At 72.5% G+C, this 24,868-nt stretch carries 18 protein-coding genes; 9 read left to right on the top strand and 9 right to left on the bottom strand.

All coding sequences use genetic code 11. The annotated features are described in order from the left end of the window. The first annotated feature begins 85 nt into the window (after positions 1–85). Together AB0H64_RS29855 and ppdK are read left to right on the top strand one after the other, a co-directional pair. Entirely contained in the window at positions 86–1,471 is a 1,386-nt protein-coding gene (locus AB0H64_RS29855; protein WP_357631169.1) for a glycine--tRNA ligase, read from the top strand. Positions 1,472–2,081: 610 nt separating this feature from the next. Next, positions 2,082–4,739 carry a pyruvate, phosphate dikinase gene (gene ppdK / locus AB0H64_RS29850; protein WP_357631166.1) on the top strand — a complete coding sequence of 886 codons (2,658 nt, stop codon included), beginning with the start codon at positions 2,082–2,084 and terminating at the stop codon, positions 4,737–4,739. A gap of 36 nt (positions 4,740–4,775) precedes the next feature. On the opposite strand, the gene AB0H64_RS29845 is transcribed toward ppdK, so the two are convergent. Further along, positions 4,776–6,290: a M48 family metallopeptidase gene (locus AB0H64_RS29845; protein WP_357631163.1), complete on the bottom strand. Its 1,515-nt coding sequence runs from the start codon at positions 6,288–6,290 to the stop codon at positions 4,776–4,778. An 81-nt stretch (positions 6,291–6,371) separates the two neighbouring features. Between AB0H64_RS29845 and AB0H64_RS29840 the strand changes: the two genes are divergently transcribed. Both AB0H64_RS29840 and AB0H64_RS29835 read left to right on the top strand, forming a co-directional pair. Next, the gene (locus AB0H64_RS29840) at positions 6,372–7,592 is read left to right on the top strand and encodes a deoxyguanosinetriphosphate triphosphohydrolase (protein ID WP_357631160.1); all 1,221 of its coding nucleotides are present in this window, start codon (positions 6,372–6,374) and stop codon (positions 7,590–7,592) included. Between the two features lie 48 nt (positions 7,593–7,640). Continuing rightward, entirely contained in the window at positions 7,641–8,810 is a 1,170-nt protein-coding gene (locus tag AB0H64_RS29835; protein ID WP_357631157.1) for an FAD-dependent oxidoreductase, read from the top strand. 46 nt (positions 8,811–8,856) lie between these two features. Here the strand turns inward: AB0H64_RS29835 and AB0H64_RS29830 are convergent, their stop codons facing one another. Continuing rightward, positions 8,857–9,717, bottom strand: a complete 861-nt coding sequence (locus tag AB0H64_RS29830; protein ID WP_357631397.1) for a M23 family metallopeptidase — start codon at positions 9,715–9,717, stop codon at positions 8,857–8,859. Between the two features lie 197 nt (positions 9,718–9,914). On the opposite strand from AB0H64_RS29830, the gene dnaG reads away from it, so the two are divergent. Further along, complete coding sequence (gene dnaG / locus AB0H64_RS29825; RefSeq protein ID WP_357631154.1) at positions 9,915–12,734, top strand: DNA primase; 2,820 nt, start codon at positions 9,915–9,917, stop codon at positions 12,732–12,734. Between the two features lie 326 nt (positions 12,735–13,060). Continuing rightward, positions 13,061–14,197, top strand: coding sequence for an RNA polymerase sigma factor RpoD (gene rpoD / locus AB0H64_RS29820; protein ID WP_310710538.1), 1,137 nt, complete (start codon positions 13,061–13,063; stop codon positions 14,195–14,197). A 61-nt stretch (positions 14,198–14,258) separates the two neighbouring features. On the opposite strand, the gene AB0H64_RS29815 is transcribed toward rpoD, so the two are convergent. From AB0H64_RS29815 to AB0H64_RS29785, 7 genes are read right to left on the bottom strand one after another with little or no spacing between them, the layout of a single operon-like run. Next, positions 14,259–15,101, bottom strand: a complete 843-nt coding sequence (locus tag AB0H64_RS29815) for a glutamate ABC transporter substrate-binding protein (RefSeq protein ID WP_357631152.1) — start codon at positions 15,099–15,101, stop codon at positions 14,259–14,261. After that, positions 15,098–16,531, bottom strand: a complete 1,434-nt coding sequence (locus AB0H64_RS29810) for a hypothetical protein (RefSeq protein ID WP_357631149.1) — start codon at positions 16,529–16,531, stop codon at positions 15,098–15,100. Before AB0H64_RS29810 ends, AB0H64_RS29815 begins: the two co-directional genes overlap by 4 nt. Continuing rightward, positions 16,528–17,175, bottom strand: coding sequence for an FHA domain-containing protein (locus tag AB0H64_RS29805; RefSeq protein ID WP_357631146.1), 648 nt, complete (start codon positions 17,173–17,175; stop codon positions 16,528–16,530). Before AB0H64_RS29805 ends, AB0H64_RS29810 begins: the two co-directional genes overlap by 4 nt. Further along, positions 17,175–18,467, bottom strand: coding sequence for a VWA domain-containing protein (locus AB0H64_RS29800; protein WP_357631144.1), 1,293 nt, complete (start codon positions 18,465–18,467; stop codon positions 17,175–17,177). Before AB0H64_RS29800 ends, AB0H64_RS29805 begins: the two co-directional genes overlap by 1 nt. Then, complete coding sequence (locus AB0H64_RS29795; protein ID WP_357631141.1) at positions 18,460–19,305, bottom strand: protein phosphatase 2C domain-containing protein; 846 nt, start codon at positions 19,303–19,305, stop codon at positions 18,460–18,462. The genes AB0H64_RS29800 and AB0H64_RS29795 overlap by 8 nt, the downstream gene beginning before the upstream one ends. Further along, on the bottom strand, positions 19,296–21,473 hold the full coding sequence (locus AB0H64_RS29790; protein WP_357631138.1) for a tetratricopeptide repeat protein: 2,178 nt from the start codon (positions 21,471–21,473) through the stop codon (positions 19,296–19,298). The genes AB0H64_RS29795 and AB0H64_RS29790 overlap by 10 nt, the downstream gene beginning before the upstream one ends. After that, positions 21,470–22,690 carry a hypothetical protein gene (locus AB0H64_RS29785; RefSeq protein ID WP_357631135.1) on the bottom strand — a complete coding sequence of 407 codons (1,221 nt, stop codon included), beginning with the start codon at positions 22,688–22,690 and terminating at the stop codon, positions 21,470–21,472. Before AB0H64_RS29785 ends, AB0H64_RS29790 begins: the two co-directional genes overlap by 4 nt. A gap of 176 nt (positions 22,691–22,866) precedes the next feature. Between AB0H64_RS29785 and AB0H64_RS29780 the strand changes: the two genes are divergently transcribed. From AB0H64_RS29780 to AB0H64_RS29770, 3 genes are read left to right on the top strand one after another with little or no spacing between them, the layout of a single operon-like run. Beyond that, positions 22,867–23,025 (top strand): hypothetical protein, encoded by a 159-nt coding sequence (locus AB0H64_RS29780; RefSeq protein ID WP_355451317.1) that lies wholly within the window; start codon positions 22,867–22,869, stop codon positions 23,023–23,025. A 32-nt stretch (positions 23,026–23,057) separates the two neighbouring features. Further along, complete coding sequence (locus AB0H64_RS29775; RefSeq protein WP_357631132.1) at positions 23,058–24,332, top strand: hypothetical protein; 1,275 nt, start codon at positions 23,058–23,060, stop codon at positions 24,330–24,332. Next, a complete protein-coding gene (locus AB0H64_RS29770) occupies positions 24,329–24,802 on the top strand; it encodes a hypothetical protein (RefSeq protein WP_357631129.1) in 474 nt (157 codons plus the stop codon). Before AB0H64_RS29775 ends, AB0H64_RS29770 begins: the two co-directional genes overlap by 4 nt. Positions 24,803–24,868: the final 66 nt, after the last annotated feature.

Below are 24,868 nucleotides of genomic sequence, written 5' to 3'. Positions count from 1 at the left end.
CCCGCGCGAGGGGCCCGCCAAGTCCCCTAAGCTGGGAGCTCATCCATCCCCTCGCCGACCTCCAGCCGGAAAGAGACCCAACCACATGGCACGCCGTACAGACGTCATGGACACCATCGTCAGCCTCGCCAAGCGCCGCGGGCTCGTCTACCCGTCGAGCGAGATCTACGGCGGTCTGCGTGCGTCGTGGGACTACGGACCCCTGGGCGTCGAGCTCAAGAACAACGTCAAGCGCCAGTGGTGGCAGTCGATGGTCCAGGCGCGCGACGACGTGGTCGGCCTCGACTCCTGCGTCATCCTGGCCCGCGAGGTCTGGCAGGCCAGCGGCCACGTCGAGACCTTCACCGACCCGCTCACCGAGTGCCAGTCCTGCCACAAGCGCTTCCGCGCCGACCACCTCCTCGAGGCGTACGAGGAGAAGAACGGCCGCGTCCCCGAGCACGGCCTGGCCGACATCACCTGCCCCAACTGCGGCAACAAGGGCGCCTTCACCGACCCGCGGCAGTTCAGCGGCCTGCTGAAGACCTACCTCGGCCCGGTCGAGGACGAGTCGGGCCTGGCCTACCTGCGTCCCGAGACCGCGCAGGGCATCTTCATCAACTACCTCAACGTCCAGCAGTCGGCGCGCAGGAAGATCCCGTTCGGCATCGGCCAGATCGGCAAGTCGTTCCGCAACGAGATCACCCCGGGCAACTTCATCTTCCGCACCCGCGAGTTCGAGCAGATGGAGATGGAGTTCTTCGTCAAGCCCGGCACCGACGAGGAGTGGCACCAGTACTGGATCGACGAGCGCTTCCGCTGGTACTCCGACCTGGGCATCAACAAGGACAACCTCCGGCTCTACGAGCACCCGAAGGAGAAGCTGTCCCACTACTCCAAGCGCACCGTCGACGTCGAGTACCGCTTCAACTTCACCGGCTCGGAGTGGGGCGAGCTGGAGGGCATCGCCAACCGCACCGACTTCGACCTGACCGCCCACTCCAAGGCGTCCGGCGTCGACCTCAGCTTCTTCGAGCAGGACACCGGTGAGCGCTACGTCCCGTACGTGATCGAGCCGGCCGCCGGCGTCGACCGGGCGACCCTCACCTTCCTGCTCGACGCCTACACCGAGGACGAGGCGCCCAACGCCAAGGGCGTCATGGAGAAGCGCACGGTCATGCGCCTCGACCACCGGCTCGCCCCGGTCAAGGTCGCGGTGCTGCCGCTGTCGCGCAACGCCGACCTGTCGCCCAAGGCCCGTGACCTGGCCGCTCAGCTCCGCCGCCGGTGGAACGTCGAGTTCGACGACGCGGGCGCGATCGGCCGCCGCTACCGCCGCCAGGACGAGATCGGCACGCCGTTCTGCATCACCGTCGACTTCGACACCCTGGAGGACCAGGCGGTGACGATCCGGGAGCGCGACACGATGGCCCAGGAGCGCATCAGCCTCGACCAGGTCCAGTCCTACCTGCGCCAGCACCTCAACGACTGACGCACACGGCAGCGCGACGACACGACGGTACGACTGAACGACGACGCGACTGCACGGCTACACCACGACGCGACGACACGACGGCCGGGCGGCTCCCCGCGAGCCCCCGGCCGTCGCCGTCCCCGGGCCACGGCAGGAGCCCGCGCCGGCCCGCTGAAGGGCCCCCGACGGCCCACTGAAGGTCCCGCGCTGAAGGGCCCGCGCCGGTCGCTGAAGGTCCGCGCTGAAGGGCACGAGCCGGGTGCAGGTCCGTCAGCGGGGCGGCCCGCCCGCACAGCATGAGCGCTCCGGCGGCTTGCTCGCCGAGCGGCGTGCGGAACGCCGCCATGGGCACAGCGCGAGCGCTCCGGCGGCCGGCTCGCCGGCGTGCGGAAGGCCGCCATGGGCGCCTCCCGAAGGCGATCACCCCGATTCTGCACCGGCTCCCGGACTTTCCCGAGAATTGGTGTAAACCACTGGTATAAACCAATTTCCCGATCAACGGAATATTAATTGGATTAGACCGGTGACACCCCTCCGATCAGGGGAAACGATGACTTAACCGATGAGTGCCGTTTCTTCATCATTCTCGCCGGTAGAGTCCCCGGCAGAGGCGTTGATTGGAGCTGTGGTGGCCAAGTACGTTTACGACTTCACCGAGGGCAACAGAAATCTCAAGGACCTTCTCGGCGGCAAGGGAGCGAACCTCGCCGAGATGACGAATCTGGGGCTGCCCGTGCCTCCCGGATTCACGATCACCACGGAGGCATGCCGGTACTACCTCGCCGAGGGCACGGTGCCCGACGGCCTCGAGGACGAGGTCGAGCGGCACCTGGAGGCCCTGGAGCGGGCCATGGGCAGGAAGCTCGGCCAGACCGACGACCCGCTGCTCGTCAGCGTCCGCTCCGGCGCCAAGTTCTCCATGCCCGGCATGATGGAGACCGTCCTCAACATCGGCCTCAACGACGAGTCCGTCCACGGCCTGGCCAAGCAGGCCGGCGGCAACGAACGCTTCGCCTGGGACTCCTACCGGCGACTCATCCAGATGTTCGGCAAGACCGTGCTCGACATCGACGGCGCGCACTTCGAGGGGGCCCTCGACCGGCTCAAGGGCGACCGGCAGGACACCGACCTCGACGCGGACGAGCTCCAGGGGCTCGTCGAGACGTTCAAGGGCATCGTGCGCGAGCAGGCGGGCCGCGAGTTCCCCGCCGACCCGCGCGAGCAGATGCGGCTGGCCGTCAAGGCGGTCTTCGACTCCTGGAACGCCCCCCGCGCCATCCTGTACCGCCGGCAGGAGCGCATCCCCGCCGACCTCGGCACCGCGGTCAACATCGTGGCCATGGTCTTCGGCAACTGCGGCAACGACTCCGGCACCGGCGTCGCCTTCACCCGCGACCCCGGCTCCGGCCAGCAGGGCGTCTACGGCGACTACCTGCAGAACGCGCAGGGCGAGGACGTCGTCGCCGGCATCCGCAACACGATCCCGCTGCAGGACCTGGAGCGCCTCGACAAGCACTGCTACGACGAGCTGCTGGAGATCATGTCCACGCTCGAGAACCACTACCGGGACCTGTGCGACATCGAGTTCACCATCGAGCGCGGCAAGCTGTGGATGCTGCAGACCCGGGTCGGCAAGCGCACCGCCGCCGCCGCGTTCTGCATCGCCACCCAGCTCGTGGACCAGGGCCTGATCTCGATCGACGAGGCCGTCACCCGCGTCACCGGCGACCAGCTCGCCAAGCTCATGTTCCCGCGCTTCGACGCCGACGCCGCCAAGTCGCGCATCGCCAAGGGCATGAACGCCTCGCCCGGCGCGGCCGTCGGCAAGGCCGTCTTCTCCTCCGAGCGCGCCGTCGAGCTGGCCGCGCAGGGCGAGGACGTGATCCTCGTACGCCGTGAGACCAACCCCGACGACCTGTCCGGCATGATCGCCGCCCGGGGCATCCTCACCAGCCGCGGCGGCAAGACCTCGCACGCGGCCGTCGTCGCCCGCGGCATGGGCAAGACCTGTGTCTGCGGGGCCGAGGAGCTGGAGGTGTCGATCGAGGAGCGGCGCTTCGCCGCGCCCGGCGGCGTGACCGTCTCCGAGGGCGACGTCATCTCCATCGACGGCACGACCGGCGAGGTGTTCGTCGGGGAGGTGCCGGTGGTGGACTCGCCGGTGGTCGAGTACTTCGAGGGCAAGGACGCCGTACGCGAGGACGACTCGCTGGTGCGGGCCGTGGACCGGATCATGCGGCACGCCGACGAGAAGCGCCGCCTCGACGTGCGGGCCAACGCCGACACCCCCGAGGACGCGGCCAGGGCCCGCCGGTTCGGCGCCCAGGGCATCGGCCTGTGCCGCACCGAGCACATGTTCCTCGGCGAGCGGCGTCAGCTGGTCGAGGACCTCGTGCTCGCCTCCGGCGACGAGGAGCGGCAGGCGGCGCTCGACGCGCTGGAGCCGTTGCAGCGCGCCGACTTCGCCGGCATCTTCCGGGCCATGGACGGCCTGCCGGTCACGATCCGCCTCATCGACCCGCCGCTGCACGAGTTCCTGCCCGACCTCACCGACCTGTCGGTCCGCGTGGCGCTCGCCGACGCGGGGACGGGCGAGGCGTCGGACAAGGACCGCGCGCTGCTGACCGCCGTCAAGCGGCTGCACGAGCAGAACCCCATGCTGGGCCTGCGGGGCGTACGGCTCGGCCTGGTGATCCCCGGCCTGTTCGCCATGCAGGTACGGGCCATCGCCCAGGCCGCCAAGGAGGTGCCCGGAGCCCGGCCGGAGATCATGATCCCGCTCGTGGCCGCCGTGCAGGAGCTGGAGGCGGTCCGCGAGGAGGCCGCCGGCATCCTCGCGGAGGCCGGGGTGGACGCCCTCATCGGCACGATGATCGAGACGCCGCGGGCGGCGCTGACGGCCGGCCAGGTGGCCGAGGCCGCGCAGTTCTTCTCCTTCGGCACCAACGACCTGACGCAGATGACGTGGGGCTTCTCCCGCGACGACGTGGAGGCGGCGTTCTTCTCGCGCTACCTGGAGCTCGGCATCTTCGGCGTCTCCCCGTTCGAGACGCTGGATCGCGACGGGGTCGGCCGCCTGGTGCGGCTCGCCGCCGACGAGGGCCGCGCGGCCCGGCCGGGGCTCAAGCTCGGCATCTGCGGCGAGCACGGCGGCGACCCCGACTCGGTGCACTTCTGCCACGAGGCCGGGCTCGACTACGTGTCCTGCTCGCCGTTCCGCATCCCGGTCGCCCGCCTGGAGGCCGGGCGGGCCGCGCTCAGCCAGAACGACTCCGACACCCGCTGACGCGAGGCGACCCGGGCGGAACCGCGCCCGGGCCGGTCAGGCGAGCAGGCCCGGCGCCGGCGCGGGCCGGTCCTCGTCGGGGACCGGCACGTAGTCGTGGCGCACCCCGTGGTCGCCCAGCCACTTGCGCAGCCCGGCCACGGCCGGCGGGTTGGCGGCCACCTGGGCCGCGTACTCGGCCAGCGCCACCTCCTCGCCGTCGTCGTACAGCAGCCGCGCCGGGCCCGACCAGGACAGCGTCCACCGGGCCTGGCCGTGCTCGATGAGCACCCCTTCCAGTGCCTGTCCGAGCACCCCGGCGAGCATCGTGGGGGCGGGACTCCAGCCCAGCTCCGCCAGCCGCGCCGCCAGCTCCTCCTGCCGGCCCCGGGCGATGGCCTCGAACGCCGCGTCCAGGTAGGGCCGGCCCGCCCCCACCACGCGCTGGCCCGCCACGGCCAGGTCGTGCAGCGCCTCGGCGTTGCGGGCGGCGAACATTCCGCGCTCCACGACCTCCTCCCACGAGGCCGGCCGCAGCGTCGTCAGCGCCTCCGGGGTCCACATCGACTGCTCCACCGCCTGCGCCGCCACGCCCGCGTCGCGCAGCAGCGTCAGCGCCGGCCGGGGGTCGGGCACGTGCGGCGGCTCGGGCAGCCGCTCGATCGCGGCCAGCCGCTCCGCCAGGCTCGGGTGCGAGTCGTACGGCGAGGTCTCCTCCGGCCGCCCGGCGAGCCCGGCGACCTCCGCCTGCCGGGCCGGGTCGTTCATGAGCGCGTGGAAGCCGTTGAAGACGGACGCCGGGCGCAGCCCGCCCGCGCCCGTCAGCGACAGGTAGGTCTGCACGTAGACGTCCCAGGCGGCGGCCGTGCCGTGGATCTTGCGCAGCGCCTCGGACATGGCCGGCCGGCCACCGATCGCCACGGCCATCTCGTCGGCCTCCAGCTCCTGCCGCCGGGAGACGCCCTGCGAGATCCGCAGGTAGAGCTTCGCGTACGCGGTGAACAGCCGCTGGATCAGCGGGTGGCCGTCCAGCCCCTGCACGGTGGCGATGAGCGACACCCTGCCGCGGTAGATCGGCGCGCCGAGGCGGGTGTGGGCGCCGCTGTAGTGGCCCAGCTCGTGCCCGAGCACGGCCCGCATCTCGTCGACGGTCAGCGTCTGCAGCAGCGGCAGGCCGATGAACATGCGCCGCCTGACCGCCTTCAGGCCGAGGAAGCGGGTGTCCTCGGACACGGCCGCGTTCACCTCGGGCACCAGGCGGATCTCGGTGGGCGGGGCCGTGCGCACCCGCTGGGCCAGGTCCTCGACCGTCTGCCAGAGGACCGGCTCCTGCTCACGGGTCACCGAGACGCCCGGCTCATCGCCGCCCTTCAGCCGGCTGACCATGATGAGGGCGCGGACGAGCGCCCCGGCGGCCAGGGTCAGGACGATCGCCGCCTTCAACGCGTTGGCGTGGAAGTCGACGACGAGCAGCACGTCGAGGAGCACGGCAGCCCCGACGATCAGGCCGACCAGCACGTAGAACCCTGCGAGCAGGGTGAAGGCCAGCACGGCACGGAACGCAGTGGTCATGGGGGAGGGCTCCCGGGGAAGGGGGTTCTCGCGAAACTTGACACTAGCGGAGTCCGGAAAGTGGATAAAATCACTGCACTTATGACCCGCTACGACGACCACGACCAGGCACGCTGGGTGCCCGAGCCGCCCGGCAACCCCGAGCGTGGCGCCTTCGAGCGCGACCGGGCCAGGGTCCTGCACAGCTCCGCGCTGCGCCGCCTGGCCGCGAAGACCCAGGTGGTGGGGCCGTTCGAGGTCGTCGGCGCCGGTCAGCACATCCCGCGCACCCGCCTGACCCACTCGCTGGAGTGCGGGCAGGTCGGCAGGGAGATGGGCGCGGTCCTCGGCGTCGACCCCGACCTGGTCGAGACCGCCTGCCTGGCCCACGACCTCGGGCACCCGCCGTTCGGCCACAACGGCGAGGTCGCGCTCAACGAGCTGGCCGCCGGCTGCGGCGGCTTCGAGGGCAACGCACAGAGCCTGCGGCTGCTCACGCGTCTCGAGGCCAAGGTCCTCACCGAGGACGGCCGCAGCGCCGGTCTCAACCTCACCAGGGCCGCCCTGGACGCCTCCACCAAGTACCCGTGGCCCCGCGAGGCGGGCACGAAGTTCGGCGTCTACGACGACGACATGCCCGTGTTCGAGTGGATCAGGGACGGCGCGCCGCCCCGCCGGGTCAGCTTCGAGGCGCAGATCATGGACTGGGCCGACGACGTCGCCTACTCCGTCCACGACCTGGAGGACGCGCTGCACTCCGGCCACGTCACCCCCGAGGCGCTGCGCTCGCCCGAGGAGCGCCGGCAGGTGTGCGAGCTGGCCCGCGCCTGGTACGCCCCCGACGCCGACTGCGCCGAGCTGGAGGAGGCGTTCGGCCGCCTGATCGCCGACCCGCTCTGGCCGCGCGGCTTCGCCGCCACCTTCGCCGACCTGGCCGGGCTCAAGGCCCTCACCAGCGGCCTCATCGGCCGGTTCTGCCGCTCCGCGCAGACCGCCACCAAGGAGGCGTACGGCATGCGCCACCGGGTGGACCTCATCGTGCCCCGCTCCACCAAGCTGGAGTGCGCCGTGCTCAAAGGCATCACCGCGCACTACGTGATGACCACCGAGGATCACCACGCCAACCAGGCCAGGCAGCGCGAGCTCATCGCCGAGCTGGCCGCGCTCGTCACGCTCGGCGCGCCGAACACCCTGGAGCCCGCCTTCCGGGCCTCCTTCCTCGCCGCGTCCGGCGACGCCGCCCGCACCCGCGTGGTGATCGACCAGATCGCCTCGCTCACCGACACCGCCGCCGTCGCCTGGCACCGGCGTCTGTCCGGCTGACCCGCGTTTCCCTTCCGGGATCACGGCCGGGGGGCGGATACTGCGGCCATGGCCACATATCTGATCGTCGGCGCCGGCCTCGCGGGGGCGAAGGCCGCGCAGACGTTGCGCGAGGAGGGCTTCGACGGCGACATCGTCCTCGTCGGAGCCGAGAACGAGCGCCCCTACGAGCGCCCGCCCCTGTCCAAGGACTACCTGCAGGGCAAGAGCGAGCGGGAGAAGATCTACGTCCATCCCGAGGACTGGTACGCCGGCAACGGGGTCGAGCTCCTGCTCGGCACCCCGGTCACCCGGATCGAGCCCGCCGACCACGCCGTCACGCTCGCCGGCGGCGCCCGCAGGCCGTACGACAAGCTGCTGCTGGCGACCGGGGCGACGCCGAAGCGGCTGCCCGGCCCCGCCGTCTACCTGCGCACCGCCGGGGACAGCGACGCGCTCAAGCGGAGCCTCGCCGAGATCGGCGGCAGCTCCGGCCGGGTCGTCGTCGTCGGCGCCGGCTGGATCGGCCTGGAGACCGCCGCCGCGGCCCGCCTGGCCGGCTGCGAGGTCACCGTGGTGGAGCCGGAGCCCACGCCGCTGCACCGCGTGCTCGGGCCGGAGCTGGGCGAGGTGTTCGCCGGGCTGCACCGCCGCAACGGCGTCGACCTGCGCCTCGGCACGGGCGCCGCGGAGATCACCGAGGAGGGCGTGCGCCTCACCACCGGCGAGCTGCTCGCCGCCGACCTCGTGGTGGCGGGCATCGGCGTCGCGCCCGAGGTGGGGCTCGCCCGCGAGGCCGGGCTGGAGGTCGGCCGCGGCGTCCTCACCGACGCCTCGCTGCGCACCTCCCACCCCGACGTGTACGCCGCGGGGGACGTCGCCGAGCCGTTCAACCCGCTGTACGGCCGGCGGCTGCACGTGGAGCACTGGGCCAACGCGCTCAACGGCGGCCCCGCCGCCGCCCGCGCCATGCTCGGCCAGGAGGTCGTCTACGACCGCGTGCCGTACTTCTTCACCGACCAGTTCGACCTGGGCATGGAGTTCTCCGGCGACACCACGGGCTACGACGAGATCGTCCACAGCGGGTCCGTGGACGATCTGGAGTTCGTCGCGTACTGGCTGCGCGAGGGGCGCGTGGTGGCCGGCATGAACGTCAACGTCTGGGACGTCGTGGGCGGCATCCAGGACCGCATCCGCTCCGGCGACGTCGTCGACCCCAAGGAGCTCACCTCGGGCTGACGGCCGCCGAGCTCAGACCGCCGGACGGCTCAGGCCGCTGGACGGCTCAGGTCGGGTTGACGGTGATCGTGATCACGGGGTCCGGCGTCGCCCGCGGCTCCCGCTTCTTGCGCGGCTCCTTCTTGGAGGCGCACTGCACCTGGCAGCGGGGTGTCTCGCCGAGCCGGGCCCGCGTGGCCATCGTCTCCTCGCGCGGCGACAGCGTCCTGTTGCCGGACAACCACGCGTCGAGGTACCGCCACGGGTTCACCATGCCCCGGCGCACCCACCAGTACGACGGGCCGGTCTTCCACGAGATCGCGAAGTACAGGTTCGGCCCGGTGGCGCGGGCGTTGCCCGTCGTGCCGACCCGGCCCAGCGCCTGCCCGGCCGCGACCCGCACCCCGGGCCGGATACCGGCGGTGACCGAGTCGAGGTGGCCGCCCAGGTAGCGGACGCCGTCGTCGCCGATGACCGTGACGAACCTGCCCTCGCGGTCCTTGCCCCGGTCGGTGGCCGCGCTCCAGCGGTTCGCGGTGTTCACCTCGTCCACGACCCCGTTCACGGGGGAGACGAACGTGCAGCCCTTGCCCGTCCAGATCGTGGTCTTCGGCAGCACGAGGAGCTGCCGCTGGTAGCTGACCTGGCAGCCGGCCACCGGGAAGGCGTAGGTGTAGTCGGACAGCCGGGGCGGCGGCACCTTGGTGGGCGACTTCCCCGAGGGCGGCTCGACGGACGCCTGGCGCGCGGCGCCGGGGTCGGGGATGGTCGCGGTGACGACGGGCGTCGCCCCGGTCGCCGCCGGCGGCACGGTCTGGGGCGACTGGGCGCTGACCCCTTCCACCCCGGTCGTCGTCTGGGCGCAGGCGCCGCTCAGCAGCAGGGCGGCCGCCACGGCCACCGATCGTCCCAGATGCCCCGATCGCATGATCTCCACCCGCGTCACCGTATCCAGCCCGAGCTTTACCTTTGTAGCCGACGTGGACAACAGGGTGGACACGTTTTCCGCTTTCCGGGCCCTGAGGTGATAACACCCTTCCCATCACCTCAAACCGGACACTCCAGTGGGTCCGTCCACAGCCACCGAGGTGGGGTCCGTCCGCCGGCCGCAATAGACTCACCGGCGTGGCTGGCCGCATCCGTGACGTCGACATCGCGCTCGTACGCGAGCGATCCCCCATCGCCGACGTGATCGGCGAGCACATCCAGTTGCGCAACGCCGGCGGGGGCAACCTCAAGGGCCTCTGCCCCTTCCACGACGAGAAGTCCCCGTCCTTCAACGTCACCCCCGAGCGCGGCATGTACTTCTGCCTCGCCGCCGAGACGCGGGTGCTGACGTGGGACGGCGTGCGCCCCATCGCGGAGCTCGCCGGCGGTGTGCACCGCGTGCTCGCCGCCGACGGCACCTGGGTGGACGCGCCGTTCAGGTCCTTCGGAGTGCAGCCGCTCATGCGGCTGGTGCTCAGCCGGAACGGCCAGAAGAAGGAGATCTTCGCCACCCCGGAGCACCGCTGGTTCGTCAGGTCGGGCCGCAGGCAGGACAAGCGGGCCGAGGTCGTCACCAAGGAACTGAGGTCCGGGCAGCGCCTCGTCTCCGTCTTCCCCGCGACGCGCACCAAGCGCACGACGCCGTCACCGTTCGGCATCGCGCACGGGATCACCTTCGGCGACGGCACACGGGCGGCCACCGGCAGCCGGGCCACGCTCGACAGTGTCAAGGACGCACCGCTGCTCAGGTGGTTCCCCCACAGCCTCGTGACCGAGGGCGGGCCGGCGCGCCGCCCGCAGTTGCTCGTCCACCACCTGCCCCGGTTCTTCAAGGAGCCGCCCACGCTCGAGGAGTCCGTCTCCTACCTGTACGGCTGGCTCGCCGGCTACGTGGCGGCCGACGGTCATGTCGCCAAGGACGGCACCGTCATGCTCCACTGCGCGAGCCGCGAGACGCTGGAGTACGTCCGCGCGGTCTGCACCCGGCTCGGCATCGGAACCTACGGCGTGACCGAGCAGATCCGCACCGGCTTCCCCGGCAGGCGGCCCAGCTCGGTCTTCCGCATCCACTTCGTGAACGAGGACCTGACGGAGGACTTCTTCCTCCTCGACGAGCACCGCACGCGGTTCTCGGGTGCGTCCAAGGCGTTCGCGCGACGCGGCTGGGTGGTGGAGTCCGTCGAGGAGACCAGCCGGGTCGAGGAGGTGTTCTGCGCCACGGTCGAGCACGGACACGCGTTCGTCCTGGAGGACAACATCCTCACGGGCAACTGCTTCGGCTGCTCCGAGGGCGGGGACGTGATCACGTTCGTGGAGCGGATCGAGCACCTGTCGTTCGGGGAGGCGGTCGAGCGGCTGGCGCAGCGGGCCGGGATCCAGCTCCAGTACGAGCAGGGCGGGTACGTGCCGCGGCGCGACCACGGTGAGCGGGCGCGGCTCATCGAGGCGCACCGCGCCGCCGCCGAGTTCTACGTCTCCAGGCTCATGAGCCCCGACGCGGCGCCCGGCCGGCGGTTCCTGTCGGAGCGCGGGTTCGAGCGGGCCGACGCCGAGCTGTTCGGGGTGGGCTACGCGCCCGCCGAGTGGGAGGCGCTGGCCCGCCACCTCCTGGGGCGCGGATTCACCGCCGAGGAGCTGATCAAGGGCGGGCTGGCCAAGGAGGGCCGCCGGGGGCCGATCGACCGGTTCCGGGGGCGGCTGGTCTGGCCGATCCGTGACGCGACGGGCGACGTGATCGGGTTCGGCGCGCGCAAGCTGCTCGACTCCGACGACGGGCCGAAGTACCTCAACACGCCCGACTCGCCGCTGTACAAGAAGAGCCAGGTGCTCTACGGCATCGACCTGGCCAAGCGGGAGATCTCCAAGCGGTCCCAGGCGGTGATCGTCGAGGGCTACACCGACGTGATGGCCTGCAACCTGGCCGGGGTGCCGACGGCCGTGGCCACCTGCGGCACCTCGTTCGGCGAGGAGCACATCAAGGTGCTGCGGCGCTTCCTGCTCGACCAGGCCGAGTTCAGAGGCGAGGTGATCTTCACCTTCGACGGCGACGCCGCCGGGCAGAAGGCCGCCCTGCGGGCGTTCGCCGACGAGCAGAAGTTCGTCACGCAGACCTACGTGGCCGTGCAGGGCGACGGGCTGGACCCGTGCGACCTGCGCGTCAAGCAGGGCGACGCGGCGGTGCGCGACCTGATCGCCGGCCGTGAGCCGCTGTTCCAGTTCGCCATCCGCAGCACGATCAGCCGCTACGACCTGCGCAGCAACGAGGGCAAGATCGCGGCGCTCGACGCGGCGGCGCCCATCGTGGCCGGCATCAAGGACCCGGGCCTGCGCAAGCGCTACGCCATCGACCTCGACCGGTGGCTGGGGTTCATGGACGAGCGGTTCGTCATGCAGCGCATCGCCGAGGTGGGCAACGCCCAGGCGGGCCCGGGGCCCCACGGTGGTCGCGGTGGCGGCCGCCCGCGCGCGCCCCGGCCCGCGCCGATGGACCCGCACACCCGGGTGGAGGCCGAGCTGCTCAAGCTGGCCGTGCAGCGGCCGGCGCTGCTCGGACCGCGCTTCGACGCGCTCGACCCGCAGGCGTTCACCGTGGCCGACCACGTGACGCTGTGCCAGGTGATCGCGGCGGCGGGCGGCACGGCGGCGGCCGGTCACGGCGGGCGGGAGTGGGTGGACCGGCTGCTGGAGCACGCGCCGGACGAGGTGGCGCGGGTGCTGGTGACGCGGTTCGCGGTGGAGGCGATCCAGGCCGACTCGCACGTCGAGGAGCGCTACGGCGCGGCCATGCTGGCGGCCATCGAGGCCATCGCGGTCGACCGGGCCATCGCGCAGGTCAAGTCCCGCATCCAGCGGCTCAATCCGGTGGAGGAGCAGCAGGAGTACAACAAGCTGTTCGGCGAGCTGGTGGCATTGGAGCAGCAGCGGCGGGTGCTGAGGGAACGCGCCGCCGGAAGCTGAGTCCCGGCCCAAGAGGACAATGCCGAGCTGTTGTGCAGGAAAAAATTATTCGCATCAGTCGGGGTCCGTGCGCGGCATCCGGCCGGCCTCACCGCCGGACCCGTTCGGGGACGTTCGGGCAGGCCGCGGCGGGAGCACCCACCCGATGGCCCGGCAGCCGCCCCCGTTACCAGGTCGCGTAATTGACTTTTCTTTCCTGATCAAACTCCGGCTAAACCTTTAATAGATCTCGGTTTGGTAAGGGGAGACTCCTTACCTTCTGTGCCAAAAATGGGTCTGCCATTTTATGGAAGCAATACTGCAGACTGTCTCCCGTGGGTGCATCGGTGCTGCCAAGTGGGCCGCCATCGGTAGATCAGGTGGCGGATCTCGTCGCGAAAGGAAGAGAGCGCGGAAGCGTAACCGTCGATGACGTCGCAGCCGCGCTTGACCGATCCGAGCTGCCGTCCGACGCGCTGGAACGCGTCGTGCGGATGCTCGCCGAGAACGGTGTGGAGGTCCTTGAGCCCCAAGGTGACGAGGAGCCCTCCCGCCCCGATGAGGAAGACGTAGGCAAGCGCGCGCCGACCAGCGATCTGGTCCGTATCTATCTGCGGGAGATCGGCCGGGTGCCGCTGCTGACGGCTGAGGAGGAGGTGGAGCTCGCCAAGTCGATCGAGGCCGGTCTGTTCGCCGAGGACAAGCTCGGCAACGGGGCCTCACGCCTGGCCTTCCCGGAGTTCAGGGAGCTCGTGTGGCAGGGCACGAGGGCCAAGCAGCGCCTCATCGAGGCAAACCTCAGGCTCGTGGTGTCGATCGCCAAGCGGTACGTGGGGCGGGGGATGCTGTTCCTGGACCTGATCCAGGAGGGCAACCTCGGCCTGATCCGCGCGGTGGAGAAGTTCGACTACACCAAGGGCTACAAGTTCTCCACCTACGCCACGTGGTGGATCCGGCAGGCGATCACGAGGGCGATCGCCGACCAGGCACGCACGATCCGGATCCCCGTCCACATGGTGGAGACGATCAACAAGCTCGTCCGGGTGCAGCGCCAGCTCCACCAGGACCTCGGCCGCGAGCCCGTGCCCGAGGAGATCGCCAAGGAGATGGACCTCCCGGTGGACCGGGTGGTGGAGATCCAGCGCATCGCGCAGGAGCCGGTGTCGCTCCAGTCGCCGATCGGCGAGGAGGACTCCGACCTCGGCGACTTCATCGAGGACGCGGACGCGGTGGTGCCGATGGAGGCGGCCGCCTTCATCATGCTGCAGGACCAGCTCGACGACATCCTGGCGACGTTGTCGGACCGCGAGCAGCGCATCATCCAGCTCCGCTTCGGCCTGGCCGACGGGCATCCGCGCACGCTGGAGGAGGTGGGGAGGGAGTTCGGCGTCACCCGGGAGCGCATCCGGCAGATCGAGTCGAAGACCCTGGCCAAGCTCCGCCACCCGACACGGGCGCAGATGCTGCGCGACTACCTGGACTGACCGTTCCAGGCGTACGAGAGGCCCGGGGGACCACCCCGGGCCTCTCGTACGCGGGCCGGCTCTACGAGCAGCCCTCGAACTGGGGGACCGCCAGCGTGGACAGGTCGAGGCCGGCCCGCCCGAACCAGCGGTGCAGCAGCCGCGAGGCCGTCCCGTCCTGGTACATGGTGGTGATGGCCCGGTTGACCGCCTCGCAGCCCTCGACGTCGCTCTTGCGCATGCCCACGCCGGTCCGCTGCTCGTTGAACTGGGCGTTCGCCAGCCGGAGGCCGGAGCCGTCCTTGATGGCCAGACCGGCCAGGATGATGTCGTTGGTGGTGATGGCGTCCACGCGGTTCTGCTTGAGCGCCGCCAGGCACGCCGCGTAGTCGGGGAACGGCACGACCTGCGCCGCGACCTTGCGCTCCTCCACCACCCGCTGGGCGGCGTTGGAGCCCTTGACCTCGCAGATGCGCCGCCCCTTGAGGTCACGGACGTTGCGGATGCCGCCGTCGTCGCGCCGGACCAGGATGTCCTGGTAGGAGATGTGGTACGGCCCGGCGAACAGCACCTTCTGCTTGCGGTCCATGCTGATCGTGTACGTGGCCAGCACGAGGTCGGCCTTGCCGGAGGTGATCGCCTTCTCGCGGTCGGCGGCGAGCACGGGCTCGAAGTCCACGTGCTTGCCGAGCTTGCCGGCGATGTAGCGGGCCACGTCCACGTCGAAGCCCTCGAACGTGCCGTCGGCCTTGCGGTAGCCGACCGAGGGCAGGTCGGGGCGCACCCCGATGACGATCGTGTCCGAGTCGAGGACCGACGTGTGCTCGGCCGCCGCACAACCGCCGGCGAGCAGGCCCGTGGCGGCCAGCAGGAGTGCCGCCAGCCCGGCCTTGAGCCCGGCCGGGCGCGGGAAGAGCCGCTTCATCGGTACTCCTTCAGCCGGGGCCAGACGCCCGCCAGCACCAGCAGCGCGATGCCGCCGATCGCGAACGGGACGAGCCTCCACAGGTCGTCCAGAGCCTGCTCGCCGTCGTCGATCTCTCGCTCGAACGCCAGCTCGTGACCGCGTGACAGCAGCACCAGCGCGTCGTCGTAGGCGTCGAACGCCTGCCGGACCGGGCCGAGCCGGGCGGCGACGGCCTCGTCGGCCCGCCCGGAGGCGGCGAGGGACCGGAAGCCGGTGTCGGCCCGCTGGAACGCCTGGTAGGCGGCCAGCACCCGCTCGCCGTCGGCGCCGTCGAGGCGGTTCCCCATGAGGCCGAGGTAGCCGTCGCCGGTGCCGGCCACCTTGGCGTGGTAGGCGTCGAGGTTTCCGGCCGGCAGGTAGAACACGGTCATGGCCTTGTCGAGGTAGGTGTGCTCGTAGGTGTCGGCCCGGATCTTGTCCAGCACGTAGCGGCTCTGGTCGCCCTGCATGCTGTTGCTGATCGCGCGGGCCCTGGCGACGTTGAGCACCGGGTCGAATCCCTGGGACTTGGCCTCCCGCAGGTCCCGCTCGTCCTGGTCGAGCACGCTCGCCCCGGCCACCAGCGCGAGGGCCGTCACCAGGGTGGCGGCCAGCAGCGCGAGCCCGAACACCCGCCGGAAGCGCCGCGCCAGGTACACCTGGAGCCACACCAGGCAGGCCAGCGCCACGAGCCCGGTCACGATCACCACGCCGCGCAGCGCCGGCACGGTGACGCTCTTCTCGTCGTACGTGCGGCGCACGATCGTGCCGCTCTCCAGGGTCAGGTTGTACGCCTGGGGGAGCAGGACCAGCCGCATCAGGTCGGTGGCCTGCCGGTAGACCGCGACCACCTTGTCCGAGGGGGCCCCGGCCGGGTGGCCGGCCTGGGAGTCGAGCAGGAGCGCCTGGCCGACCAGCCGCTCGTAGCGGCCGAGCCCGTCGAGCACCGACTGGACGGTCTTCCGCTCGGCCGGGTCGTCGCCGGACAGCTCGAACGCCTTCATCAGCGCGTCGTTGGCCTCGGAGCGGCGCTGCTCGTAGCGGGCGAGCGCCTGCTGACGCTCCTTGCCGTACTCCTCGCCCATGAGCAGGGCGTCGGCGATCTGCGCGTCCATGTCGCTCAGCCCGAAGTACAGGCCGGCGGTGGCGAGGACCTGCGGGCCGGCGTCGCGCCCGATGACGCGCAGCCCGTCGCGGGCGGCGGCGCTGCCGATCGCCAGCGACCCGAACAGCAGCGCCAGGGCGGCCACGGTGACGCCGGTGATGACCCGGATCCGGCGGGGCACGCTGCGGCGCCGCGCCGGCCGGCCCGGCGACGGGACGGCCGGGACCCGGCCGGGGGTGACGGGGGCGGGCGGGGCGGACGGCGGCGGTAAGGGTGACGGTGGCGGCGCCTGGACGGTGGTCACGGCGTTCCCTCCCTGATCGTGATGACCGTCCACGCGCCCACGTGGATGCGGTCGCCCGCCCTCACGGGGACGGGCACGTTGACGGCGACGGGCTTGCCGTTGATCCGCGTGCCGTTGGCGGAGCCGGGGTCGACCAGCATCCACGACCCGTCCTGCTGCGCGAGCAGCACGGCGTGCAGGTGGGAGACCCCCGGGTCCTCGGGTGGCCCGGTCAGGTCGATCTCGGGCCTGGCGGGGCGGGTCCTGCTGCCGCGCCCTATGCGCACCTGGTCGCCGGCCAGCGGGAACGAACGCTCCGGGCAGTACGGCGGAAAGGCGACGGCGTGGGCGTCGGGCCCGCCCTGGGCGACGACCTCCTCGTAGTAGGCGAGGTCGGCGCCCGTGACCGCCTCCCAGCGCGCCCCGACGACCTGGACGCGGGGCGGCGCGCTGCCGGAGTAGTCGTGGCCGCACACCTCGCAGTACTGGCCGGCGCGCGGCGTCCGGCACACCGGGCACTCCTCCACCGGCCCCTGCGCGGGCGCGCCCTGATGGGCCGCGGGCGCGGGGGCGTTCGCGGCGCCGGAGGAGGCGGCCATCTGGGCGCCGCAGATGTCGCAGTAGTCGTCGGCGCCCGAGGCGTGGCCCTGCGGGCAGGTGGCCATCAGGAGCCCTCCCCGCCCTGCCGCAGCCGGCTCGTGCGGACCGAGCCGGTGTCGAGCTCGATCTCGTCGGCCTTGTCGACGTTGCGGCGCAGCCGGGCGGTGCCGTCGTGCGGGTTCACCTCGACGACCTTGTCGAGCAGCCGAGCCGTGTCCGAGCGGCCCGACTCGGACGCGATCTGCCGGGCCTTGGCCAGGCGGGCCGTCGCGACGTCCACGTCGCCCGCGGCCCGCGCGCTCAGTCCCTCCTGGATCAGCTCGTGCAGCTCCGCCTGGCCGGTGTAGTGGGCGACCTTCCCGTTGATGCGGGTGGACTGAGCCAGGTCGTCGGTCCACTGGGCGAGCACGTTGCCGCTGGCCAGCACCTCCTGGGTGTCGGGGCGCAGCAGCTTGACCCAGCCCGCGCGGATCTCGGTGCCGATCTGGCCGGGCGGCACCTCGACGCACAGGTGATACTCGCGATCCTCCGCCCCCCAGGCGCCGGTGGGGTAGTCACCGGTCAGCGGGTTGACATCGGTGCGCTTGCCGGTCAGGTCGAGCAGGGTGGGGGAGACCTGCTTGACGAACTTGAGCGTCGCGGTCTGCGGCACCCACACCCGCAACGCCAGCTCGGCCACGGTCTTGCTCATCGACTCCTGGGTGATCCGGCCGAAGAAGGCCGACAGGTCGCCCTGGTTCCGGACGAAGTCGAACGTGCCGAGCAGCGCGTCGGCCACCTTGCGCAGCTCGGCGGGCACCCAGTCGGAGCCCACGCCCAGGCTGTCGCACACGAACGCGCCCGAGCAGGCCGACAGGGCGCGGGCGAAGGCGTCGCTCGTCTCGTTGTTCTGCCCGTCGGTCATCAGCAGGGCGTGCCTGATCGCGTCGGGGTGCTGCATCAGCAGGTCGCGGGCCAGCAGCAGCCACTCGCCGATGGAGGTGCCGCCGTTGGCCGACAGCTTGCCGATGGCGGCCTGCGCCTCGGCGCGGGTGGCGCGTGTGGCCCGCACCAGCGTGCGGCCGCGCGGGTAGACCAGGCGGGCCGTGTCGGTGCCGGCGACGACCGCGAAGTTCACGCCGTCGCGGAGCGACTGGACGGCGGTGGCGGCGGCCTGCCGCGCCTCGCGGATCTTGCCCCCGCTCATGGAGCCGGACGTGTCCACGATGATCACTTCGGCCGCCTCGGCCGGCACGGACGTCGTGGTCGTGACCGAGCCGGTGGAGGAGACGGTGAGGATGGCGTGGACCTCACGCCCGTCGAGCGGCAGGTACTTGTTCTGGTCGATCTGGAGCGTGAAGGTGGGCTGGTCACCCATGCTGTCCTCCTAGGGGGATCAGGACGATGGTCACGTTGTCGTGGCCTCCGGAGCTCAGCGCGTGGCGCAGCAGCTCGCGGGCCAGGTCGAGGGGGGCGGCGGCGCCGGGGAAGGCGTAGCCGTCGAGGTAGCGCCACAGGCCGTCGCTGCAGATCAGCAGCAGCCCGGGGCCGGCCGGTTCGAGGACGCGGGTGCTCGCCTTCCAGTCACCGGCGTCGGCGCCGAGCCACGCGGTGATCTCGCCCGTGGAGATCGCGTGGTCGTCGGTCAGCCGCACTCCGGTCACCGGCCCGGCGGGGTCGTGCGGGAGCCAGTAGGCGCGCGTGTCGCCCGCCCAGGCGAGGGTCGCCCGGCCGCCGGACACGACCGCGGAGACGTATGTGCAGGCCGGGGCGTCGTCGACGGAGGACGCCAGCTTGGTCACCGCCCGGCCCGCCAGCTCGAACGCCTCCGCCGAGCTCACCCCGCGCGCCAGGGCCGTGGCCGCCGTCTCCACCGCCAGCGCCGACGCCTCGTCGGCGCGCGGCGAGCTGCCCACGCCGTCGCACACGACCGCCACGGTGACGTCGCCGGCCTCCAGCAGCGCCATCGCGTCCTCGTTGCGCGCGCGGCGCAGCCCCTTGTGGGTCACCGCCGCCGCGCCGCCGGGGAGCGTGAGCTCCGCCTCGTCCCTGCCGGTCGGCTGGCGCAGCCCGCACCGCTCGCAGTAGCCCTCGGCGTCGACCGCCTGTGCCCCGCACGCGGCGCAGGCGGGGGCGTCGAGCGCGTGGCCGCACGCCTCGCAGAAGGAGTAGTCGGCCTGCACGGCGGTCTCGCAGACGGGGCAGCTCACAGCCACGTCCGGGGGCGTACGGCGTTGGCGCGGTCGATGAGGTCGTGCCGTTCCTGCCGGGTGTCGGCGGCGACGGCCAGCCTGCGGAAGATGCCCTCCAGCCGCTTGCGCAGGCCCCGCTCGGTGAACGGCGCGCCCGCCACGGTGAGCCCGCCCGCACCGCCGTTCGCCGCCGCGCCCGTCCCGGCGGCCGGTGGCGCGCCCGACGCGTGCAGCCACGCCAGGGCGGCCTGGAGCAGCTCGGCGGCCATCGACTCGCGGCGGCGCGGGTCGAGGTCGGTCAGGTCGTCCAGCCGGTCGGCCGCCGCCGCCAGCTCCTCGGGTCGCAGCGCCTCGGGCCGGTCGGCGCGGGCGACCGACGCCACCAGGGCGAGCTGCGCGGCCACCCGATGGGAGGAGGTGGCCGGCACCTCGTCCAGCACCTGCACCCGGCCGGACCGGGCCAGCCCGAAGGCCGCGCTCACGTACGCGCGGTCGGTCCGCCACACGCTGTCGTACCAGGGGGCGGCGTCCTTGCCCGAGCACTCCAGGGCGAAGGCGACGGCGAGCTTGGGCGCGCACTCGCCCGGCAGCGCCGAGAAGCACGCGTCGAACAGCGGCACGGCCCGCTCCGCCCGCCCGAGCGCGAGCTCCAGCACCCCGCGGTACCAGGTGATCCGCCAGTCGCCGGGCAGCGCCCGCTCGGCGTCGTCGAGGGCCTGGGCGGCTCCCTCGGAGCCCTGCTCGGCGAGCAGCCGGGCCCGGGTGAGCCAGGTCTCGGGGGTCTGCTGCATCGCGGCGACCTGCGTGACGAGCTGGGCCGGGTCGCGGCCGACCAGGCCGGCCAGCGCGCCGGCCGCCGGGTCCTCGGGGTCGGCGAGCGGCACGGGCAGCGCCGTCGCCGCCGCGCGCGGGTCGAGAGGGTCGAACACCCGGGCCGTGTCCGCCGACAGCACCGCGCCGGCCGCCACCCGCTCGGGGCCGAACAGCGCGGACGGCGCCGGGTACGGGCGGCCGTCCGCGATGGCGCTGACCTCGCGCAGCACGCCGACGAGCTGGGCCTCCATCTCCTCGGCGCTCTGGAACCGGGCGGCCGGGTCGGGGGCGGTGGCCCGGCGCAGCAGCCGGATGAACGACTCGGTGCCGAAGCTGTCGGGCAGCGGCGTCTCGACGCCGTTCCTGGCCGGGCTGAACGACGGGATGGCCATGACCGCCAGCGTCCGCCCCACCGTGTAGAGGTCGGAGGCCACCGAAGCGGGCCGCGTGTCCAGCTCGGGCGCGTGGTAGCCGAGCGTGGCCCACGACGAGCCGGGCGGCGAGCCGGCGCGCTGGACCGCGCCCAGGTCGATGAGCCGCAGCCGCTTGCCGACCCGGATCACGTTGGCCGGCTTCAGGTCGCAGTAGACCAGGCCCTGCTCGTGCAGGTACGCGAACGCGCGCAGGATCTCCCGGCCGTACATGAGGGTCTCGCGCAGCGGCTGCGGACCCTGGCGGCGCAGCTCGTGCAGCGACTGGCCGCCCACGTACTCCATCACGATGTAGCCGAGGCCGGCCGACCGCTGGAAGTTGAAGATCTTGACGATGTTGGGGTGGTCGACCGTAGTGAGGAAGCGCCGCTCGGCCTCGGCCGCCGCCAGCGCCTCGGCGTCGGCGGTGTTGAGCAGGCCCTTGAGCACCACCCAGCGGCCGTCGAGGTTCTCGTCGGCGGCCAGGTAGACCCAGCCGAGTCCGCCGTGGGCCAGGCAGCCCAGCACCCGGTACTGCCCGCCGACGAGGTCGCCCTTGCCCAGCTTCGGGGTGAACGAGAACTCGTGGCGGCAGTGCGGGCAGAACCCGGACGTCAGTCCCGGCCGGCCGTCGCGGGAGCGGCCGATCGGCTTGCCGCAGCTCGGGTTGGAGCAGAAGCGCTTGTCCTCCGGCACCTCCGGGTTGGCCATGACGGCCGCGGCCGGGTCCCGGTAGGGGACCGACGGGAGGTCGGCCAGCTCGGGCAGCGCGCCCCCGCGGGACCGGCCGGTGCTGACCGGGCCCGTGAGCGGCCTGCTGGGGGCCGGGGCGCCGAGGTCGGCCTGGCCGCCGCCGGTGGGGCCCGGCAAGGGAGTGGCGGGCGCCCCGGTGGTCTCGGGGTGGCCGCACTGGTCGCAGTAACCGTCCTCGATCGTGCCCGTGCAACCGGGCTGCCGGCATCCGCTCATCGGCCACCTCCGTGGATAGCGCGCTGGTACAGGTCGACGGCCTCGGCCGCCTTCGTCAGGTCGCAGGGCGCGGTCCACAGCAGCAGCCGCGCCCGATCGTGGAGCCGGATCGCCTCCGGGTCCTCGGCCGTGCCCCGGCGCACCGCCATGGCCTGGCAGGCGCCGAGCCGGCCACGCAGCTCGTCGCGCCGGCCGACCAGGCCGTACATCGCCGCCGCCGTGGCCCGTGCCTGCTCCGCGGCCTGCCGCGCCGCCTGCTCCAGGGCGGTGAGCCTGCGGGCCCGGACGAGCCAGTCGTCGGCGGAGGCGTCGAGCGCGGCCAGCTCGTCCCTCAGGGCGTCCACCCTGCTCGTCGGCGCGGCCCGCGGCGGCAGGGCGATCTTCACGACCACCGCGCCGTGGGCCAGCCTGGCCTCGCTCTCCGCGGCCCGGACCCGGTCGAGCGCGGCGGCCAGGTCCTCACGCCGCCGGCCGTACTCCCGCCTGGCCCGCAGCGCCTCCTCCAGGTCGGCCCGGTGGCCGGCGAGGAGCCGGTCGATCCGGTCGAGGTCGTGGGCGGCGGGCGGGGAGCCGAGGGGGTCCTCCAGGACGGCCGCCCGCATCCGTCCCAGCTCCTCCGCCACGCCCGCCGGTGCCGTGTCCGCCGGTCCTGCGCCCTCTGGTGCCGTCTCCGCCTGGAACACTCCGTCCGGCGCGTCCAGCTCACGGCGCAGCGTGGTCACCTCGCGTAACAGCGCGTCGGCCGCGTCCAGCCGGGGCAGCGCCGCCGACCAGACGGCGTCGATGTCCGCCAGCGCGTCCGTGACCTCCTGGAAGGAGGCGTCCATGCGGGTGACGGCCTCGTCGAGGGTGAGCCGCTCGTCCTCCTCGGGCAGCAGCGACCGCTGCTCGACGGGCTTGACCGCGGCCTTCAGCACCACCGAGCGGCCGGCCAGCAGCTCCGTCAGCGCGGCGAGCTGGTCGGAGCCGAGCCGGCCGCGCGCGGCCCTGATCTGCTCCGCGTCGCGCAGCACGCCCCGGTAGGCGTCGTACAGCGTCCACAGCGCCGTCAACGCGGCCTGGCCGGCCACCCAGCGGCGCTGGGTGAGGCCGCGCAGCGGGGCGCCCTTGAGTACCTGGTAGGTGGTGTGTGATTCGAGATCGAGCAGGTGCCCGGAGATGCGGTCGCGTTCGTCCGCCCGGGCGCGCAGCGCGTACTCGGCGCCTTCCCTGCTCATGGGTGGTCCCAGGCCCATCATGCTCCCCGTGAAGAGGGTCCCCGATGCCCCGCTTTTACCGGCTCAACGGCGGGCGCGGTGGGTTGGTTCCGGCGGGTGGGGGAGGTCCCTGACATGACCCTGATTGAACCCTGTCTCGCCTGCAATCCGCTTAAAGGATCTTTTATCGTCGAGGCATGGGACGCATTCTTCTGATCGCCGCGGCCGTGCTCGCCGCGCTGGTGCTCGTCGGCCCCCTGCTGGGCCTCGCCTTCACCCTGCTCAAGTGGGGCCTCATCATCGGCGTCGTCGCCTTCGGCGTAATGCTTGTGTCAAAGTGGACGAAGAGGACATAGCTTCCGCGCGCCGCGCGGCGCATAGTAGGTGGATGGATGCGCGGCCAGCGGTCGACGACGCCGCGCTCGGGCGTGAGGCGCTGTCCGTGCTCGACGCGAACTGGACGGGGACCGCCACCGTGCCCGCGCCCGGCCTCTATCCCCACCAGTGGAGCTGGGACTCCGCGTTCGTGGCGATGGGCCTGGCCCGCCACCGCCCCGAACGCTCCCGCGCCGAGCTCCTCAACCTCCTCGCCGGGCAGTGGGCCACCGGGATGGTGCCGCACATCGTCTTCCACACCCCGGAGGCGTACTTCCCCGGGCCGTCCGTCTGGCGCTCGTACGAGCACGAGTCGGCCCCCCGCGTGCTCACCTCCGGCCTCACCGCGCCGCCGGTGCACGCGCTCGCCGTGTGGTGCGTCTACCGGCACACCGGGGACGCCGGCTTCGTGCGGCGCGCCTACCCGTCGCTGGTCGCGCAGCACGCCTACCTGGCCGCCACCCGCGACCTCGGCGGCGCCGGGCTCGCCGCGATCGTCCACCCCTGGGAGTCCGGGATGGACGACAGCCCCGCCTGGGACCCGCCGCTCGCCGCCCTCCCCGAGATCCGGTACGGGTACCGCAACGTCGACCTCGACGAGCGGCACCCCGACAGCGACCACGACCGCTACGTCTGGCTCGCCCTGCGCTACCGCAACGCCGGCTACCGGGCCGAGTACCTGCGCGACGAGCACCCGTTCGCCGTCGAGTGCCCGATGTTCAACGGCATCTGGCTCGCCTCCTGCCAGGCGCTGGCCGAGCTGGCCCCGCTGGCCCGCGCCGACCCCGCCCCGCACGCCGAGCAGGCCGAACGCATCAGGCGTGCCCTGCTGGACCGCCTCTGGGACGGCTGCTTCTACGCCCGCGACCTGCGTACCGACCGGCTCATCCCGATCTGCACGGTCGGCGGGTTCGGGCCGCTGCTCGACCCCGGGCTGCCCGGCGACCACGTCGCCGCGCTCGTCGACGTGCTCCAGTCGGCCCGGTTCATGGGGGCGACCGGCTACCCGGTGCCGAGCTGCGAGATCCGCGCGTCCCAGTTCGACCGCACCCGCTACTGGCGCGGCCCCTCCTGGGTGAACACCAACTGGCTGCTGCGCCGCGCCGCCTCCCTGCACGGCCTCGGGCCGCTGCGCGACCAGCTCACCAACGGCACGCTGCGCCTGGTCCGGCAGGCCGGTTTCCGGGAGTGCTTCGACCCGTTCGACGGCAGCGGGCGCGGCTGCCGCGACTTCTCGTGGAGCGCCGCGCTCACCCTCGACCTGCTCGCCGATAACGTGGGGCCATGAGCCTGCTGCACCGCCTGCCCTCCGACGTCCGCAAGTCCCTGGCGACCGTGCCGGGGGAGCGGGTGCTCACCTTCGCCGGGTCCGACGGCGGCTACGTGGTCGCGACGGACCTCGCGCTGTTCCTGTCCGACGGGACGCGGGTGCCGTACGAGACGGTCGACAAGGCGGCGTGGGACGAGGAGGGGCTGCGCGTCCTCACCACCGACGGCCGGTGGCACCAGGAGCGCATCAGCGAGCCGCGGCTGCTGCCGGAGACGGTCCGGGAGCGGGTCAACTCCACGATCATCGTCAACAAGCACGTCGCGCTGCCGGGGCGGGGCGGCGTGCGGCTGGTCGCCCGGCGCAGGCCGGGGGGCGACATGCTCGGCTGGACGCTGGTCTTCGACGACGGTCTCGACCCCACCGACCCCGGGCTGCGGGCCCAGGCGGAGCAGGCCCTGGAGGGGGTACGACGGAGCATGGGCGTCTGAGCCTGAGGCTCGCCCTTGCGGGCGGCAGGGGGCGGGCGTGTGCGGCGGCCTGGGAGATGCCGCCGC

It is taken from the genome of Nonomuraea sp. NPDC050733 (assembly GCF_040654215.1).
GTDB lineage: Bacteria > Actinomycetota > Actinomycetes > Streptosporangiales > Streptosporangiaceae > Nonomuraea.
This window is presented reverse-complemented; position numbering and strand designations above follow the sequence as displayed.